Origin of the sequence: Mesorhizobium sp. B263B2A, from assembly GCF_020165775.1 — a bacterium.
In the GTDB taxonomy this organism is placed as follows: Bacteria; Pseudomonadota; Alphaproteobacteria; order Rhizobiales; family Rhizobiaceae; genus Mesorhizobium; species Mesorhizobium opportunistum.
On the sequence record NZ_JAIUIU010000023.1, the window covers coordinates 42,420 to 59,117 of the forward strand.

The following is a 16,698-nucleotide window of genomic DNA, read 5'->3' on the forward strand; positions in this document are numbered from 1 at the left end:
CTCATGCCAGCCCGAACCGCTCCACGGCGCGCATGATGCCGCGCAGTTCGGCGAGGCCTTTCAGCCGGCCGATCAGTGAATAGCCGGGATTGATCTTCTTCTTGCCGATGTCGTCGGCAAGCAGGTGACCGTGATCGGGACGCATCGGGATCCGCCAGTCGGCACGGCCTTCCCCGCGGCGACGCGTCTCTTCTTGCATCAGAGCTAGAATGACATGCGCCATGTCGGTGCCGCCCTCGAGATGCTCGGCCTCATAGAAGGAGCCATCTTCCTCGATGGTGATGTTGCGCAGATGAACGAAGTGGATGCGGTCGGCGAATTCCTTGACCATGGCGACGATGTCGTTGTCGGCGCGCGTGCCGTAGGAGCCGGTGCAGAACGTCAGGCCATTGGCCGGGCTGTCGACGGTTTTGAGGATGAAACGCGCATCCTCGGCGGTCGAGACGATGCGCGGCAGGCCGTAGAGCGAGAAGGGCGGATCGTCGGGATGGATGCACATGCGCACCCCTTCCTCTTCAGCCACCGGAATGATCTCGCGCAGGAACCAGGCAAGGTTTTCGCGCAGTTCCTTCGGGCCGATCGCATCATATTCCGCCAGCGCCTCGCGAAAGCTGTCGCGGTTGTAACTGCGCTCGGTCGCCGGCAGGCCGGCGATGAGGTTGCGCTCGACCTGGTCGATCTTCTCAGGCGTCAATTCCTTCAGCCGCGTCTCGGCCTCCGCGATGCGAGCCGGCGTATAGCTTGCCTCGGCATTCCTGCGCTTCAGCACGAACAGGTCATAGGCTGCGAAATCGATCGCATCGAAACGCAGGGCATAGCCCGTCGTCGGCAGCCGATAGGCCAGGTCCGTGCGGGTCCAGTCGACCACGGGCATGAAATTGTAGCAGATCGTCGCGATGCCGGCCTTGGCAAGCGATCGGATCGAGTCGCGATAGTAGCCGGCATAGCGCTCACGTTCTGGCGCGCCGATCTTGAAGGAATTGTGGACCGGGATGCTTTCGACGACCGACCATGTCAGGCCGGCAGCCTCGATGATCCGCTTGCGCTCGAGCACTTCGGGCTCAGACCAGGCCCTGCCGTCATAGATGTGATGAAGCGCCGAAACCACGCCGGTCGCTCCAGCCTGCTTGACATGCTCAAGCGTCACCGGATCATCCGGACCATACCAGCGCCAACACTGTTCCATGAAGCCTCCTCGACATTTTCGGCAACCATATTGTTGGACCACAAGGCTGTCAACAAGCCAGACTATGACTCCCAAGAGCTACCTCTGGCCATTTCATCCCGCTTCCAGTTGATTTCCCATCGTGTTCGCCGTAGCCTTGGTCCAACAAATGGCAAGAGGTATTCGCGTGGAACAAGATGATTCCGACCTGACTCGAGCGACAGACGACGCCGGGGTCAGCAGTTCGGCCGTCGACCAGACCGTACGGCAGATCCTCGACCTCATCCGCAATCGCTCGATGTCCGTCGGCGACGTGCTGCCCACCGAGCGGGAACTTTGCGAACTGTTCGGCGCCAGCCGCAACACGATACGCGAGGCGCTGCGCACGATCCGGACCTATGGCCTGATCGATCCCAAGCCGCGTGTCGGCGCCGTGCTGGCCGACCGCCAGAATGTCGCGATCCAGAATTTCTTCGCCGCCCAGATGGACATTTCGAAGACCTCCTTTCACGACATCCAGGGGTTTCGCCGCATCATCGAAGTGAGCATCGGCGACCACGTCATCCTCAATGCCAGCGCCACCGAAATCGACGCCCTTGACGAGGTCAACGGCCTGATCGAGACCAGCAAGGATGTGCAGGAGGCCGCGCAGCGCGATTTCGATTTCCACCTCGCGCTGGTGAAGCTCGCCGGCAACCGCATGCTGGTGCAGACCTATCAGTTCCTGTCGCCGGTCATCCTGCACATCATGACGGTCGGCAAATCCATCCGGCCGATCCTCAGCGAAACACGCCGCGCCCATGGCGAGATCATCGCGGCGCTGCGCGCGCGGGACCGTATCGCCTATAGCTACCTGATGAGCCGGCATCTCGATTTCGGCTTGCGCTTCGTTCCCGACGACCTCGAAAACGTACGGACCCCGATTTCTTTCAAGGATTTGCACCATGTCTGATTTTAAGAACAAGGTCGCGCTGATCACCGGCACGACCGGAATAGCACTCGCCACCGCAAGGCGGCTGGCGCAGGGCGGTGCCGCCGTCATAGCCTGCGGCATCGACCGGGCGGCCAATGCCGCCATGCAGGAAGGCCTCGTCAAGGCCGGAGCCAAGGCGCTGGTGCAGACAGTGGATGTCTCGGTTTCCGACCAGGTTCGTGACGCGGTCGCGGCCGGCGTCGAGCGGTTCGGCGGCATCGACATCATCGTCAATTCCGCGGCGGTCCACCCTTATGGAACCGCGACGACGACCGACTGGGAAACGTGGAACAGAGCAATGACCGTCAATGTCGGATCGATCTACCTGACCGCGCATTTCGGCATTCCGGAGATGGTCAAGCGCGGCGGCGGCGCCATCGTCAACGTCGCTTCGGTGCAGGGCTTCGCCTGCCAGCAGAACGTGGCCGCCTATGCCACGACCAAGGGCACCATCCATACGCTGACGCGCTCGCTGGCGCTCGATTACGCGGCATCCGGCATCCGGGTCAATTCCGTCAGCCCGGGCTCGATCCGCACGCCGATCCTGGAGAAGGCCGCGCGTGGCGAAGGCGGCAGCGACGCCGATGTCGAAGAGGCCTACAGGCGCTTCGGGGCGGCGCATCCGCTTGGCCGTGTCGGCGAACCGGAGGAGGTGGCGGAACTCATCGCCTTCCTGTGTTCGGCGAAAGCCGGCTTCTGCACCGGCGCCGACTACAAAATAGACGGCGGCCTGACCGCCGGCATCGGCGTGAAATAGACCATGAAGATCGGTCTTGGCCTTTACCGGGAGTCGCTTACACCGGAGAATTTCCGCTTCGCCCGTCAGGCGGGCGCCACTCATATCGTCGCCCACCTCACCAACTATTTTCGCGGCCGCGATCCTTCGCTGTCCGCCGGCAGCGAGAAGGAAGGCTGGGGCGACTGCTCCACCGACGAACTTTGGAACTACGAGGATTTCGCCGGCCTGGTGAAGACCGTGCGCGACAATGGTCTGGAAATCGCCGCGATCGAGAATTTCTCGCCGCGCTTCTGGTCCGACGTGCTGCTCGGCGGTCCCGACAGGGCCAGGCAGATCGAAGGCTTGAAGCGGCTTGTCCGCGATGCCGGGCGTGCCGGCATTCCCTGCATTGGCTACAATTTCTCGATCGCCGGTGTCTGGGGCTGGTCGCGCGGGCCGTTCGCGCGCGGCGAGGCGATGTCGGTGGGTCTCGATCTCGCCGCCATCGACCCCGACCTGCCGCTGCCCGACGGTGTCGTCTGGAACATGCGCTACCGCGCCGGCCGGCCGAATGCCGAACCGGTGTCGGTCAGCAGCGAGGAACTCTGGCAGCGGCTCGGCGGCTTCCTGCAGGAACTCGTTCCTGTGGCCGAGGAGGCCGGCGTGTTGCTGGCGGCGCACCCCGACGATCCGCCGGCGGAGGCGCTGCGTGGTGCCGCGCGGCTGGTCAACCGGCCACAGAAATACGACCGGCTGATGGGCATCGTCGACTCGCCATCCAATGGGCTGGAACTCTGCCTCGGCTCGCTGCAGGAAATGCCGGGCTCGGACGAGATCTACGAACATGTCCGGCGCTTCGCCCGGACCAAACACATCGGCTACATCCACTTCCGCAACGTGCGCGGCAAGGTGCCCAGATATCACGAGACCTTCGTCGACGATGGCGACATCGACATGGCCGAGATCGTGCGCATCCTGCGCGATGAAAACTATGACGGCGTGATGATCCCCGACCATACGCCGGAAATGTCCTGCGACGCGCCATGGCACGCCGGAAAGGCATTTGCGTTGGGCTACATGCGCGCGCTGGTCCAGAATGCCGCCGCACTCGGGCCTTCGCGCACCCAATCCACCAGCATCCGGATGCAAGCCTGATGACCATTGGCGACGGCATGAGCGCCGTGGGGGCCACGGCGCGGCACGGAACCGGACCAGGCCTGGCGGGTTAATCCGGCTGGGCAGTCAGGTGCCGATATGCCATCGACCGCGATCCGGAACACACAATACGATCCCGCCACCAGGACCCTCTCCGTCTGGTTCGTGCCGAGCGGCAATCGGTATGACTATCTGGACGTTGCCCCGGCGACCTATGCCGCTTTCAGGAAGGCTTCCTCGAAAGGCCGCTTCTTCAACGAATTCATCCGGGATCGCTACAGCTACCGCCGCGTGGCATGACAGGCGCTACGCGCTTTTCCTGGCAAGGTTCCAACTCTTTGTTTTGACGCAATTCCGGACGGAAAACCGCTTCACACTTTTCCTGGAATTGCTTCTAGAAGCAATGCGCCATCTGCCCGAAGCCGCTCGGGCTGCATGTGCGGCCGGCGTGGCTGACGTGGGGCTTCGGACCTGACCGATAGCGGTGACCGCTTTGGCAGCCGCTTATCGCCAGCAACAGACCCAACACCAGGAGTTTTCTTCCAACCTTGATCACCACGGCAACTCCTGGCGCGGGTACATCTGACGGGAGCCTGAAGGCCCTCGGATCGCATTTCATCGCGTCTCGCGACAGGCATCTCAGGGTTTTGCCGACAGCGCGACCGCGGACGCGATCGATTGCCGTGGAATGGCAAACATTCTTGCCGTCGAAGCCCGAATGAGCGTCGGCAAACCGGGGTTGGAGGGCTTGGTTCGCCGACGCTCGACGATCGCGGTGTTTGGGGGTACTGGGGGGTCGTCGGTACCGCGAACCATCATTTATTAGCACTTGCGAATATAAAGATACAGGGCCATTCGCGAATAAACACAGCTGATTTTGTCGAGGAATGCTGCTGGGAGCCTGGGATTGCCTAAAGGCAACAGCCATCGACCCCTTACGCGGGACGGAAGCCAGTTTCCAGCTCGGGATCATGCCGGCGCAGGAATTTGCGCAGCGGCAGCTCGAACCTGATGTACATCCGCCAAGCGAAAAGAACTGATGTGGCTGTGCCGATCACGATGACAAGGTCCGGAGGAATCGGAAAAGCGGTCCACACCATCAGAAGCAGCGTTATCGGCAGAGTGTGGATTAGATAGAGCATATAGGAGGCATCGCCGAGAGCAGTCCACACGCTCGGTTTCGCGTCGATCTGCATCGTGCCGAAGACGATCATCGCCGCCGGGAGACCGTAGACAAGCACGCGCTGGAAGCCGTTATCGCCGGCGAGAAACTCCATCGTCCCCCCTCCCGGCGCTATCCCGATGAAGCCGGCGGCTATCATCGCCGCGGCGCCGATCGGCAGGCACCAAACCGCCGGTTTCCACCTGGGCATGTAGGCGAGACCGACGCCGAAACCGAACTCGATGATCAGCGGGTTGCCAAGAAACTGCGGGACCGGACCCGCCGAGCGAAACATCATTGCGAGGCCGAAAATACCGACGAGTCCGACCAGCAGTCGCCGGTCTATGAGGACGATGGTCGCGGCGGCGTAGAAAAGCATTTCGAAGCACAGCGTCCAGGCCGCAGGCAGTGCTGGCGCGGTCATTTGATCGGTAGCCGGCCATAGCAAGAGCGTCGCCAACGCGTCCCGCCAGCCGAAGCCGGTTCTGTAGGCGACGATCGCATAGGGGATGCTGATCAGCAGGTAGAGCGGAACAATGCGCCGGAACCGTCTCCAGGCGAAAGATCGCCAGGTCAGACCAGGTGCCGTCCTGGCAATGATCACTCCCGATATGACAAAGAAGATGTCTACGCCCGCAAAGCCGGCAACCTGAAAATCGTGAGGCAACAGGCCATTGGATCCGGTGGCCGTAACGGCAGTCTGGGCTGCGTGGACATAGACGACCATCAGCGCGGCGACGAAGCGAAGTACTTGCAAGGACCAGATCAACCGGGCGGGCCCTGACTATTGGCCGCCAGGGTTTGGTATGGCCCCACCAAGGAACCGCGGCAAGAGCATGGGGACACGCCGAGCGTAGTCGCCGTATTCCGGGAAGGTTTGCCGAAGGATAGCCTCCTCATTTCTCGCGCGCCTATACTGCAAAAGAAATTGAAATGCGCTCAGTGCCACCATCAGCATTGAAAAATGCGAAAGCACCATCCCGAGAACGAATACCGCCTCGCAGATGTAAAGCGGATGCCGCACAATCGAGTACGGGCCAGTGGTGACCAGGCGACGAGCCGTCGCCATGAGAGAGAAGGAACGGCCCAGCCAATAGAGACAAAAAATCGAACTGGCCGTACCGATGAAAACCAGGCACAGCGCCGTCACTTGCGCCGCCTCATTTTGCAATGCCGGGGCCAGGTTCAATGCGAGCAGGATCATGAAGGTTCCAGCTACCGCGGTAATCCGCGGTTCAATCCCCTGCGCGGTTCCCTTCGGCGGAAGGCGGGCGATGGTCATCACGAGCTGCAGCAACAGAAACACGGTTGACGCCACTTGAGTGACGATTGCGAGCGAAATTTCCGAGGTGTCCTGACGGAAATAGAGGAACAGGGGTGTCGCGCTGGACGTCGCCAAGACCATCATGGCAAAGATAATAGCAATGCGGCCAAGAAAATCTTCGTTCAACATCTCACCCCCTACCTAAGTAATCACCTAAGCATCTCTTCTGCGCTCCCGCAAGAATATGGTTCGCAAATAGTTAACGGTGTGCCCTTTAAACTTTTGATTAATCTATCGGACCTACCCTAGCCAAATGCCCAACGTTCTTACCCTGCTTCGCGTCCTGGCGCCGATCTCAATTCTGATTTCAGCCATTGCGACGATTGCACTCAGCCCTCACAGCGCGATGTTTGCGTTTTGGTTGGCGTTGCCGCTGAATGCGGCTGGATGGCCCGCGCTTCGCATGGCGGAGCGGACTATCGTCAGTTAAGCTGATCCAGAATTCCCGAACTGGTGGCGACCACCAGCGCCGAATATATCTGCGTAACCATCGCGCATATGGCAGCTGCCGATATAGGCACGCCAAAGGGTACGACGCCTTTGCGATCCATGTGCTCGACATAATGGCGAAATAATCCTGCCGGCAGCAAAAAGGGATTCTTGACCAGTGCGGCCGTGGCGATCGCAAAGACCATCAGCAGCATGGAAAAGACGGCAAGGTTGCTTCCGCCGATGAGAAAGGGGGTGACGCTCATCAGCTTCACATCACCGGCTCCAATCTTGCGTAACAGCCAGAATGGAAAGAGTGCGACGAACAGGATGGAGCCGCCAATCGCACTGATGCCCATCTCCAGCCATGAGCCGGTCTGCAGCGAATGCAGTTGCAGCGCGGCAAGTCCCAAGCAGAGCAACAGCAATACGTCGCGGTTGGTGATCTTCTGCACGCTGAAATCCGTCCAGGCGATCTTTGCAAGGAGCAGAATGGCGAAGGCTTTGAACAGAAGCGCGACGGCGAGCAGCATTGGGATTGCCTACCGTTCTATATTCTGCACGCTGGACGACAGAAGCTTCAGATTGTTGGCTACTGTAGGGTCGTTGGGCGCCAGTTCATAGGCCTTGAGGAAATTTGCGCGTGCGTCCTGCAGCTTGCCGCGCAGCAGATAGGAATAGCCGACATTGTTATAATATTCGGGCGACGCACCCATTAGCTTGAAGGCTCGGCCATAGGCCCTGTCGGAAAGATCGAAACGGTGGATCCGGTCGGTACAGGCGGCCAGCCCCATCCAGGCGCCGCCGTCATTGGGGGCCAGCTGCGTCGCCTTGAAGAACAGGGCGCCGGCATTGCCGTAATTCTCGGCGCGAAACTGGTTCTTGGCTTCCGCTACGGCCTGGTCCGACGCATAATATTCGACGTCGCTGACCGTCTTCAACCCATCGAAGGCATCGCCGAACGACGTTACGTCGCCTTTCGACGGCTCGTTGGTGCGGACGACACCACCCGTGGTGTCCGCGCCGTTCGTCTGGCAGCCGACAAGCGCCATCATCAACAGACTGGCTGCGGCTGCGACTGAGAGGCGCATTGGCCCTGTCATTTTGTCCCCCGAGAGTCCTGCGACTCTGTTTTAGAATCTAAGCATATACCGTTTCAGAAGAAAATGCCCTTCATGCGGATGATCACCGGCAACATGATCACCATCATCACCACCGGGAAGATGCACAGCCCCAATGGAATCATCATTTTGACGGGCAACGAGTTGGCGCGTTCTTCGGCATGAAGAATTCTCTGGCTGCGCATCTCTTCACTGTAGACCCGCAAAGCGTCGGTCAGGCTGGTGCCGAGCTCTTCCGACTGCCGAAACAGCACGGCCAGCGCCCGCGCCTCGTCAAGGCCGATTCGGTCGGCGAGATCGCGCAGCGCCTCGCGCAACGGCTTTCCGGCACGCAATTGCAGATTCATGATCGAAAGCTGGATGCCGAGCCATTTATGGGTGCCAGCCAGCTCGCTGCTGACACGCTCCACCGCCGCCTCCAGGCTCATGCCCGCGTCCGCGCAGGTGATCATCATGTCCATGAAATCGGGAAAGGCGCGGCGATAGACTTCCTTCTGCGCACTCTCGAAGCGATCGAGCAGAATGCTGGGCACCACGATGCATGCGAGCCCGAAAAGAGCAGAACCGGCAAAGCCTATGAAGCCGGGCATTTGAGGCGGGAGAACTCGCGACAAGAGCGCATAGGCAGCCAGAAAACCAGCACAGGCGGCAGCAAGCCGTGACAAGGTGTAAATGAGCGGAGCGCTGGTCTGATAGAAGCCGGCTCGAAACAGCTTCGCCTCGAGCGCATTTGGTTCGTCCCGTTCCTTCTCCATCGACCGGAAATAGGCGTCGACCGGCCGCTGCGCGGATATCTTCGCGAGCAGTTCCTGTCCAGCGAGCGAGCGGCGATCGGCAATACCTTCCGTCTTCAGGCTTTGCGCGACCAGCGTCCGCGTCTGCAGCGCCGGGAGAAACACAAGCGCGCCGAACAGAAACAGCGCAACCGCCGCCACGAAGACGGCAGCGGAGATCAAAAAGCTCAGATCCTGGATGATCGAAAACAAGTTTATGCTTCGCCCCCGTCAGAAATCGAAATTGACCATGCGGTACATGATGAAGTCACCCAATAGCGCCCACAGCCCGAAAATCGTGAACACCGGCAAGATCAGCGGATTGCCCCAGACGGAGCCGTAGTAGGACGGGGCAAGCAGCAGAAGGATCAGGAACATGACAACGGGGAACAGCGAGATGATCCACGCGGACACGCGGCCCTCTCCCGAAAGTGCCCTGATCTTCATCCTGAGTTTCTGCCTTTCGCGCAGCACCACGGAAAGATTGGACAGGATCCCGGTAAGATTGCCGCCGGTCTTGGCCTGGATCGACAGCGAGATCGACAGCAGGTGGAGGCCTTCGAAGCCAACGCGTTGCGACAGCTTCCGCACTGCTTGCTCGATGCTGAGACCAAACGTGATTTCGTCGGAAACAATGCCGAATTCGGTACCGAGCGGATCAGGCATTTCGCGCGCTACGAGTGCGACCGCGACCGAAGCCGGATGTCCGGCGCGCAGCGAACGGACGATCATGTCGAGCGCATCCGGGAGCTGTTTTGCAAATTTCAGAATGCGCTTGTTGCGGGCGCGGCGGAGAACGAGAAGCGGCAGCCCAACTCCGATCACCAGAAAAGCAATGAGCGACGCCAAGGTGGAGAAATGCAACAGGACCGACATCAGCAATGCGATCGCCAATCCAGCGCTGAGATACGTCGCGGCGAAAACCATTGGGTTTCCGGTGATGCCGGACTGGGTGTAAAGCCTGTTCAGCCAGATCATGCCGAATAGAAAGTCGCCTGATTCCGTCAGTCCACGTTCGCGCAGCAATCCCTGCAGGGTCTGTTCCGCTGGCGCTTCGTCCGCCAGCCGCCTCAGCCGGTGGTTGATCACCCCAATCCGGGATCGGCGCCCGGCAAAGGAAAGATACAGGGCTTCCCCGGCGAGAATGACCGAAGCCGCCGCCAGCATATAGATAAAGTACAGCAATGCCTGGCCGGTCGGCATCAGAGGGCAACCTGCGGGTTGAAGGCATCCTTGGCAAAATGATGCCCGAGCGTCGCTGCCTCCGGCGCAAAACGCGGACGAACGCCGGTGGCGCGGAACTCTCCGATTACCTTGCCGTCCGAGGTCACCTCGCGCCGCACGAAGCTATAGATCTCCTGGAGCTGTACGATATTGCCTTCCATGCCGGTCAGTTCGGATATGGACGTCACGCGCCTGCCGCCGTCCGACAGGCGTTGGGTCTGCACGATGATGTCGATGGCCGAAGCGATCTGCGCCCGAATGGACTCGTGGGTCATCGGCATGCCGGCCATGCCGACCATCTGCTCCAGCCGCGAGATCGCGTCGCGGGGCGTGTTGGCGTGGATGGTGGTCATCGACCCCTCGTGGCCGGTGTTCATGGCCTGCAGCATGTCGAAGGCTTCCTCGCCGCGCACCTCGCCGACGATGATGCGGTCGGGCCGCATGCGCAGTGCGTTCTTGAGCAGCTCTCGCTGGCGAACCTCGCCCTTGCCCTCGACGTTGGGCGGGCGTGTCTCGAGCCGACCGACATGCGGCTGCTGCAATTGCAGCTCCGCCGCATCCTCGATGGTGATCAGGCGTTCCCTCGAGGGGATGTAGCTCGACAGCGCATTGAGCAACGTCGTCTTGCCGCTGCCGGTGCCGCCGGAAACCAGGATCGACTTGCGTGCCTGGACGGCGATGCGCAGCAGTTCGATCATCGGCGGCCGGATCGAATTGAATGCCATCAAACGCTCGAGCGAATAGGGATTTTTCGAGAATTTGCGGATCGAGACCAGCGGGCCGTCGACTGAAATCGGTCGTACCGCGATATTGACGCGTGAGCCGTCATCCAGCCGGGCATCGACCATCGGCGAGGACTCATCGACGCGCCTGCCGATGTTCGAGACGATCTTGTTGATGACCCGCAGCAGATGCGCCTCGTCGCGAAACCGGATGGCCGTCTCTTCGACGATGCCGCGCCGTTCGATAAAAACGCGCTTGTGGGTGTTGATCATTATGTCGGTGATCGTGTCGTCCTTGAGCAGCGGTTCGATCGGCCCGAGCCCGAGCATCTCGTCGGCGGTTTCGCTGGTAATTTGGTCGAGTTCGCGCGCGTTCAGCGGCACGTTTCTGCTTCGAACGAATTCGCGAACGATCGGAAGGATTTCATTCAGGATCTCATCCTTGGAGGCACTTTCAAGCGCAGTCAGATTGAACCGATCGATCAAATGGCGATGAAGCTCGACCTTGAGCGTCAGGAAATTGTCGCCATCCGATCCGAGGTCGGCGGCAGGCACCGGCGCCGGCGCAACGGGAAGAACCGCGATCGAGTCAGCCCTTGGCTCGATGCGAGACTCGCCACCCTTGATGAATCGCCCCAGCATAATCCCTTATACCCCTCCGACGCATATTAGCGGAAACTAAACGTTAACCAAGCGGCGCACAAGCGCCACGGCGCCCCACGCGGGGCCAATACTTTCAACATAGTTAAGAAGCGGCGCCCGAAAATATCTTATTTATTTCAGGTCTCCGCGACGCCAAACACGGCTGGCGCACACTAAGCTTAGTGCGCCCGTGTTCCTTGCGTGCCGCGATCCAGTTGTCGGCCGGGCGAGCGTTGAGCGACGTCCGAATTTGGCTGCAGGGACGGCCAGCCTTTGGCAATCCAGCGGACAAATTGAATTGCAACGGCCGCGACTGCCAATCCGGCCAGCACGTCGACGAGATAGTGTCCGCCCTCGGGAAATGTCGCGAGGACCAGCATCGCGTTGAGAACGTACACGGGAAGCGAGATATAGCGGATGCCACGCATCGAATAGGCGAAGATCACAGCCAGGGTGGAGTGGAAGGAAGGGAACGAGACAAGACCTTCGGGATGTTCCAGCAGGAATGGTTTCAGTGTCCGCAGAGCATGAAGCTGCCCAAGGTGCCGCGTTGAGGCGCCGGGATCAAAGGAACTCAAAATATCCGGCGACGGATGGTAAAACTCAAAGGCCCCTGCCGCCGGCACTGCCATCGTGACCAGGCACATCAAACAGCCGGCCACTCCGTAATGCGCTACAAATTCCTCCAGCCGGTCCGATCGGGCGGTCAACGCGAGGATGGCCGGCAGCAGCAATAACTGTACGCTCAAACTGTTGTAGGCCATCGAAAGCACATGATCGATCGATGGGTAGTCGTTGAGCAGCGTTACATAGGCGACCCAGTCGAAGCCCAAGCTTGCGTCGCCCGCAGCCAGATAGCTGTCCAGCAGTGGACGGCTTGTCGCGGCCGCCAAATAGGTAACGAGCAGAAGCACTAGGCAAAACAGGGTTATAACAGTCAACGCCATAGCCAGCGCCTGTATCCTGCCAGCGAACTCACTTAACATGTCGCGATAGCCAAAAGGCGTTTTGCGAAGTTGAAGGCGCATCGTTCCAAGGAGCACCCACAGCAAGGCCATGGGCATCGCCATCGCCACATCGAACCAGATAGATCTATTGAGATATACGGTCGAGAACGGCAACCAGATCAGATTTGTCACCACAGCTCCGGCCAACAAGGCTGAAATAAAGGCAACAAGCCGACCGTTTCCAAATTCTGCCGTGTCCCATCGGGTCCATCCGAACGGCCTGCGGATAGATGATGTGGCCGCCACCGGATCGGTCGGGTCGCCCGACGGAAGCGACGAGTACGAGAATGCCCGTCCTTCGCTTTCCGCCCGTCCAGGCATCGGCGGCCCCATCACGTTATCTTCCTCTAAATTCGCAAGACCTAAAGTAACGGTTAACCACGTGTGGGACAAGCGCCCTCGGGCTGGGAAAGGACCAATACTTTCAACATAGTTAAGAAGCGGCACCGAAAAATATCGTTTTTATTTCAGGTCTGCACGCCGTCAAACACGGGTAGCGCACATTACGCTTTAGTGCGCCTGGGTACCCTACGTGCCGCGCCCCAGGAATCCGTTCCTGCAATTGGCATAACCCCTTAGATATAAAGGAATATGCCATATTGCTAAAATAGCTGCCCCTCAATTAGCTGGTGGACATAATTGTGAACGAATGGTTAAGAGCGCTTGAAAAATTAGCCGAATCAAGCTCTTGGTAAAATTTAAGGCCGTTTTAAACTCGCCAGTTCATGTATTGGAAAGTTAAGGAACCGTTAATCCCGTTTGACTCGGCAATTTCTCGGGACCTAGGATCGAGATGACGGGGGATGCTGGGTATGGGGTACATCCTTGGCTCTGTCTCGTCGGGTTCAAACCTCCAAAGGGAGAAATTGACATGAAGAAGCTCATGACGATGACCCGGCAGTTCCGCGACGATGAAAACGGCGCTGCTATGGTCGAATACTCTATCCTGATCGGCATCATTGCCGCGGCATCGATCGTTGCGGTCATCGCTATCGGCGGATGGGTCGGCAGCCAGTTCAGCGGCCTGTGCACGAAGCTGAACTCGAAGGGTCTCAGCTCTGATGGCACTACCACTGGCAGTTGCAGCACGACTGGTTGATCAGGAAAGATCGCCATGAAGCGGCTTATCGACATAGCCAGGCAGTTCCACGACGATGAGACCGGCGCTGCCATGGTGGAATACTCGATCCTGATCGGCATCATCGCAGCGGCATCGATTGTTGCGATTATTGCCATCGGCGGATGGGTCGGCAGCCAGTTCACCGGTCTTTGCGTCAAGCTTGGCACTAATGGTGCTCCCGGGAGTACTTGCTAGAAATCTGCTGGGCCGGAATCGCTCGATTTCGGCCCAGAACCTTGCGCTTTGTAGGGGCTGAGATTCGCCCAGCGGGCGATGGTGGGGTGGGAAGATGCGCGCTAATACGCTTATCATGATCGTTCTAGCCGGCGTGTTCGGCGTGCTGGCGGTGGTGCTTGCCAATATCTGGCTGGCCAGCCAGCGCAATGCCATGGCGCGGACGGATGACGTCCCACGCGACACGGTCGTGGTGGCGACCGTACCTTTGAAATTCGGTGATACATTGACCGACGACAAGCTGCGCGAAATCGCGTGGCCGGCGGGCGCGGTTCCAGCCGGCGCTTTCAAGACAACGAAAGAAGCGCTGGCCGGCGACGGCACCAAGCAGGCGTTGCAGGCGATCGGCACCAATGAGCCTGTTCTGGCCACCAAGATCACCGGTCCTGGCCAACGCGCAACGCTCTCGGCGGTGCTCGGCGAAGGCATGAAAGCCGTTTCCATCAGGGTCAACGACGTTCTAGGCGTTGCAGGGTTTGTTTTCCCGGGCGATCGGGTCGACATACTTCTCACGCGCACGGTTCGGGACACCGATGGCGCGGACAAGAGCTTCGTCGATGTTTTGCTGCAGAGCATGAAGGTGCTCGCCGTCGATCAGGTTGCCGACGAAAGCAAGGACAGTCCGACGGTCGTCAAGGCGGTAACGCTCGAGGCCAGCACCAAGGATGCGCAGAAGCTGACTTTGGCGGCAGGCGCCGGCCAATTGTCGCTGGCGCTGCGCCAGGCCGCGGCCAGCAAGGGCGAGACGACCGAAAGGGTGACGCTGTCGGATCTGACCGGCGAAACGCCGGAGGACGTTGCCAAAAGGCAGGCCGAGCTCGACAAGAAGGCAGCAGCGGAGGCTGCCGCTGCCGAGGAGCGGAAGCGCGCGGACGACAAGATTGCCGGGCTTACCCAGGCCGTAGAAAAGGTGGGAAGCCGCCTCGACGCGTTGGGCAAGGTGAAGCCGGCTCCGGCAGTGGTGTCGGCTCCGGAAGTCCGGGAAGTCGTCAAGGAAGTGGTCAAATACGTGCAGCCGGAACCGCCTAAACAGGTGACTGTGGGCGTGTTTCGGGGCGTGAAGCTCGAGACATATGACGTGCCGCGACAACCATAACAGCGGCACGGCGATGAGTTTGGCGCTGCCACGGGCAGCGATTGGGGAGACGGGGATGCAGGGCTTTTGGATGAGGAAGGCGGCGGCGGCGTTGTCCTGTCTGGGCGCGTTGTTGCTGACGAGCCTCGCGGCCGATGCGGCCGACAGATTTATCGACGTGTCGAACCCTAGCGTCCATCGTGTTTTCCTGCCGATGTCGCAATCGGTGACGCTGCAGGTGAATGCCAATCTGGGTGACATTGTCGTCGGCGACGAGAAGATCGCCGATGCGCAGCCCATGACCGACCGGACGCTCTATGTCATCGGCAAGGGCGCCGGTACAACCACGGTCAATCTGTTCTCCACCGACAAGCGCTCGCTCGGCGTCATCCAGGTCGAGGTCGGCGTCGATGTCAGCGACATGGCGGCAGCCATCCGCCAAGTATCGCCACGGTCGCGCATCGAAATCGGTTCGATCAACGGAAAGGTCAGGCTTGGCGGCCATGTCAAGGATGGCGCCACGCTGGAAGCCATCATGCAGGTGGCGCAGCAATATGGTCCCGACGCCATCATCAATTCAGTCACCGTGGATGACAGCCAGCAGGTCAATCTGGAAGTGCGCGTGCTGGAAGCCAAGCGCAACGCCGGGCGGGATCTTGGCGTGTCGATCAGAAGCACGAACAGCAGGGGCACGACCCGGGTAGGAACCGGGGTCGCCACCGTGGACAAGGACGGAGCGGAACTCGGAGCGGGTGATCTGGTCAGCGGTCTGCTTTCGAACAGCAATCCCTTCGCGGCTTTGATCACTCGCGTCATCGACAACAACATCAAGGTCGACCTGATCATCGAGGCGCTCGAGGCCAAGGGCGTCGTGCGTACGCTGGCCGAGCCCAACCTGACCACGCTTTCCGGCGAACCGGCCAGCTTCAACGCCGGCGGCCAGGTCCCGATCCGCAGCGTCGATGCCAATGGCCAGGTCCAGATCGAATACAAGCAATTCGGCGTCAATCTTCAGTTCACTCCGGTCGTGCTCGCCGACGACAAGATCCACATGAAGCTGGCGCCGGAGGTGAGCGACCTGACCGGCTTCACCAGCGCGGGCGACCCAATCTTCACCAACCGCAAATTGGATACCGTCGTCGAACTGCGCGATGGCCAAAGCTTCGCGGTCGGCGGACTTCTGTCCAGCAAGACAACCAAGCTCCAGAACCAGGTGCCATGGCTCGGCCAGGTGCCGGTGATCGGCACGCTGTTCCGCAATTCGAGCAACCAGAAGGAAGAAACCGAGCTGGTGGTCATCGTCACGCCGCACATCGTGCGACCGGTCAAGCCCGGCGAACAGCTGGCGACCCCGTTCGACAAGACGCGGCCGGCCAACGATCCCGAGTTCTTCGTGCTCGGCCAGCTCGAGGTGAACAAGGACATGATCCGCAAATATGAAACGGGCGACGGCGTCACCGGCCCTTATGGCCACATGCTCGACTTCAAATCGAAGGACAAGATGCTCTATGTCAAGAAATAGCGCGTTGATCCTTATTCTGTGCACCGGCGCGCTCACGGGCTGCGCCGCCGACTATCTGAACCATTACGACACGGTGACGCTCGCCGCCGGCGACACGCAGAAATACAATTCGATGCTGCAGACCGTCGACCCGCTCAATCCAAACTCCAGGAACACACATATCGAAGGCGATGGCACGCGCGCAGCACTTGTCGCGCACAACTACAAATTTCCGCCGCCACCGCCACCACCGCCGGCGATCACGGTCAATGTCGGCGGGTCCGGTGTGACGACGCCGTGAGCTGAACAGAGGGATGCGGAGGGCGCCGGGCAAGCGAGGGGCCCTGACGCAA

General features: G+C 60.1%; 18 protein-coding genes. 9 read left to right on the top strand and 9 right to left on the bottom strand.

Features of this window, described 5'->3' with window-relative positions:
* Window position 1 precedes the first annotated feature (1 nt).
* Window positions 2-1,186, bottom strand: coding sequence for a mannonate dehydratase (gene uxuA / locus LB568_RS27265; RefSeq protein WP_140780397.1), 1,185 nt, complete (start codon window positions 1,184-1,186; stop codon window positions 2-4).
* A 166-nt stretch (window positions 1,187-1,352) separates the two neighbouring features.
* Between uxuA and LB568_RS27270 the strand changes: the two genes are divergently transcribed.
* The 4 genes from LB568_RS27270 (at window position 1,353) to LB568_RS27285 (ending at window position 4,311) form a co-directional block, all read left to right on the top strand.
* Entirely contained in the window at window positions 1,353-2,117 is a 765-nt protein-coding gene (locus LB568_RS27270; protein WP_224731748.1) for a FadR/GntR family transcriptional regulator, read from the top strand.
* The gene (locus LB568_RS27275) at window positions 2,110-2,895 is read left to right on the top strand and encodes an SDR family NAD(P)-dependent oxidoreductase (RefSeq protein ID WP_224731749.1); all 786 of its coding nucleotides are present in this window, start codon (window positions 2,110-2,112) and stop codon (window positions 2,893-2,895) included. The genes LB568_RS27270 and LB568_RS27275 overlap by 8 nt, the downstream gene beginning before the upstream one ends.
* 3 nt (window positions 2,896-2,898) lie before the next feature.
* The gene (locus LB568_RS27280; RefSeq protein WP_224731750.1) at window positions 2,899-4,011 is read left to right on the top strand and encodes a mannonate dehydratase; all 1,113 of its coding nucleotides are present in this window, start codon (window positions 2,899-2,901) and stop codon (window positions 4,009-4,011) included.
* 99 nt (window positions 4,012-4,110) lie between these two features.
* On the top strand, window positions 4,111-4,311 hold the full coding sequence (locus LB568_RS27285; RefSeq protein WP_224688865.1) for a KTSC domain-containing protein: 201 nt from the start codon (window positions 4,111-4,113) through the stop codon (window positions 4,309-4,311).
* A 635-nt stretch (window positions 4,312-4,946) separates the two neighbouring features.
* On the opposite strand, the gene LB568_RS27290 is transcribed toward LB568_RS27285, so the two are convergent.
* The 8 genes from LB568_RS27290 to LB568_RS33725 all read right to left on the bottom strand — a co-directional run bounded on the left by LB568_RS27290 (window position 4,947) and on the right by LB568_RS33725 (window position 12,862).
* Window positions 4,947-5,942 (bottom strand): acyltransferase family protein, encoded by a 996-nt coding sequence (locus tag LB568_RS27290; RefSeq protein WP_224731751.1) that lies wholly within the window; start codon window positions 5,940-5,942, stop codon window positions 4,947-4,949.
* Between the two features lie 15 nt (window positions 5,943-5,957).
* On the bottom strand, window positions 5,958-6,626 hold the full coding sequence (locus tag LB568_RS27295; RefSeq protein WP_224731752.1) for a methyltransferase family protein: 669 nt from the start codon (window positions 6,624-6,626) through the stop codon (window positions 5,958-5,960).
* 293 nt (window positions 6,627-6,919) lie between these two features.
* The gene (locus tag LB568_RS27300; protein WP_224731753.1) at window positions 6,920-7,459 is read right to left on the bottom strand and encodes a prepilin peptidase; all 540 of its coding nucleotides are present in this window, start codon (window positions 7,457-7,459) and stop codon (window positions 6,920-6,922) included.
* 9 nt (window positions 7,460-7,468) lie between these two features.
* Window positions 7,469-8,017 carry a tetratricopeptide repeat protein gene (locus LB568_RS27305; RefSeq protein ID WP_023767807.1) on the bottom strand — a complete coding sequence of 183 codons (549 nt, stop codon included), beginning with the start codon at window positions 8,015-8,017 and terminating at the stop codon, window positions 7,469-7,471.
* A gap of 65 nt (window positions 8,018-8,082) precedes the next feature.
* Window positions 8,083-9,033 (bottom strand): type II secretion system F family protein, encoded by a 951-nt coding sequence (locus tag LB568_RS27310; protein ID WP_224731754.1) that lies wholly within the window; start codon window positions 9,031-9,033, stop codon window positions 8,083-8,085.
* Window positions 9,034-9,051: 18 nt separating this feature from the next.
* Window positions 9,052-10,023: a type II secretion system F family protein gene (locus tag LB568_RS27315; protein WP_224731755.1), complete on the bottom strand. Its 972-nt coding sequence runs from the start codon at window positions 10,021-10,023 to the stop codon at window positions 9,052-9,054.
* Entirely contained in the window at window positions 10,023-11,408 is a 1,386-nt protein-coding gene (locus LB568_RS27320) for a CpaF family protein (protein ID WP_224731756.1), read from the bottom strand. The genes LB568_RS27315 and LB568_RS27320 overlap by 1 nt, the downstream gene beginning before the upstream one ends.
* Window positions 11,409-11,587: 179 nt before the next feature.
* Complete coding sequence (locus LB568_RS33725) at window positions 11,588-12,862, bottom strand: phosphatase PAP2 family protein (protein ID WP_224731757.1); 1,275 nt, start codon at window positions 12,860-12,862, stop codon at window positions 11,588-11,590.
* A gap of 424 nt (window positions 12,863-13,286) precedes the next feature.
* Between LB568_RS33725 and LB568_RS27330 the strand changes: the two genes are divergently transcribed.
* The 5 genes from LB568_RS27330 to LB568_RS27350 all read left to right on the top strand — a co-directional run bounded on the left by LB568_RS27330 (window position 13,287) and on the right by LB568_RS27350 (window position 16,646).
* On the top strand, window positions 13,287-13,514 hold the full coding sequence (locus tag LB568_RS27330; protein ID WP_224731758.1) for a Flp family type IVb pilin: 228 nt from the start codon (window positions 13,287-13,289) through the stop codon (window positions 13,512-13,514).
* A gap of 15 nt (window positions 13,515-13,529) precedes the next feature.
* Window positions 13,530-13,730: a Flp family type IVb pilin gene (locus LB568_RS27335; RefSeq protein ID WP_224731759.1), complete on the top strand. Its 201-nt coding sequence runs from the start codon at window positions 13,530-13,532 to the stop codon at window positions 13,728-13,730.
* A gap of 94 nt (window positions 13,731-13,824) precedes the next feature.
* A complete protein-coding gene (gene cpaB, locus LB568_RS27340; RefSeq protein ID WP_224731760.1) occupies window positions 13,825-14,865 on the top strand; it encodes a Flp pilus assembly protein CpaB in 1,041 nt (346 codons plus the stop codon).
* Window positions 14,866-14,920: 55 nt separating this feature from the next.
* Window positions 14,921-16,366 (top strand): type II and III secretion system protein family protein, encoded by a 1,446-nt coding sequence (locus LB568_RS27345; RefSeq protein ID WP_224731761.1) that lies wholly within the window; start codon window positions 14,921-14,923, stop codon window positions 16,364-16,366.
* 4 nt (window positions 16,367-16,370) lie between these two features.
* Entirely contained in the window at window positions 16,371-16,646 is a 276-nt protein-coding gene (locus LB568_RS27350) for a hypothetical protein (RefSeq protein WP_224731762.1), read from the top strand.
* Window positions 16,647-16,698: the final 52 nt, after the last annotated feature.

Bases quoted from the DNA above. Each gene is read 5' to 3' on its own strand.
- LB568_RS27330 (WP_224731758.1), top strand. From the start codon at position 13,287: ATGAAGAAGCTCATGACGATGACCCGGCAGTTCCGCGACGATGAAAAC.
- LB568_RS27335 (WP_224731759.1), top strand. From the start codon at position 13,530: ATGAAGCGGCTTATCGACATAGCCAGGCAGTTCCACGACGATGAGACC.
- LB568_RS27275 (WP_224731749.1), top strand. From the start codon at position 2,110: ATGTCTGATTTTAAGAACAAGGTCGCGCTGATCACCGGCACGACCGGA.
- cpaB (WP_224731760.1), top strand. From the start codon at position 13,825: ATGCGCGCTAATACGCTTATCATGATCGTTCTAGCCGGCGTGTTCGGC.
- LB568_RS27300 (WP_224731753.1), bottom strand. From the start codon at position 7,459: ATGCTGCTCGCCGTCGCGCTTCTGTTCAAAGCCTTCGCCATTCTGCTC.
- LB568_RS27285 (WP_224688865.1), top strand. From the start codon at position 4,111: ATGCCATCGACCGCGATCCGGAACACACAATACGATCCCGCCACCAGG.
- LB568_RS27320 (WP_224731756.1), bottom strand. From the start codon at position 11,408: ATGCTGGGGCGATTCATCAAGGGTGGCGAGTCTCGCATCGAGCCAAGG.
- LB568_RS27280 (WP_224731750.1), top strand. From the start codon at position 2,899: ATGAAGATCGGTCTTGGCCTTTACCGGGAGTCGCTTACACCGGAGAAT.
- uxuA (WP_140780397.1), bottom strand. From the start codon at position 1,186: ATGGAACAGTGTTGGCGCTGGTATGGTCCGGATGATCCGGTGACGCTT.
- LB568_RS27305 (WP_023767807.1), bottom strand. From the start codon at position 8,017: ATGCGCCTCTCAGTCGCAGCCGCAGCCAGTCTGTTGATGATGGCGCTT.
- LB568_RS27295 (WP_224731752.1), bottom strand. From the start codon at position 6,626: ATGTTGAACGAAGATTTTCTTGGCCGCATTGCTATTATCTTTGCCATG.
- LB568_RS27345 (WP_224731761.1), top strand. From the start codon at position 14,921: ATGCAGGGCTTTTGGATGAGGAAGGCGGCGGCGGCGTTGTCCTGTCTG.
- LB568_RS27315 (WP_224731755.1), bottom strand. From the start codon at position 10,023: ATGCCGACCGGCCAGGCATTGCTGTACTTTATCTATATGCTGGCGGCG.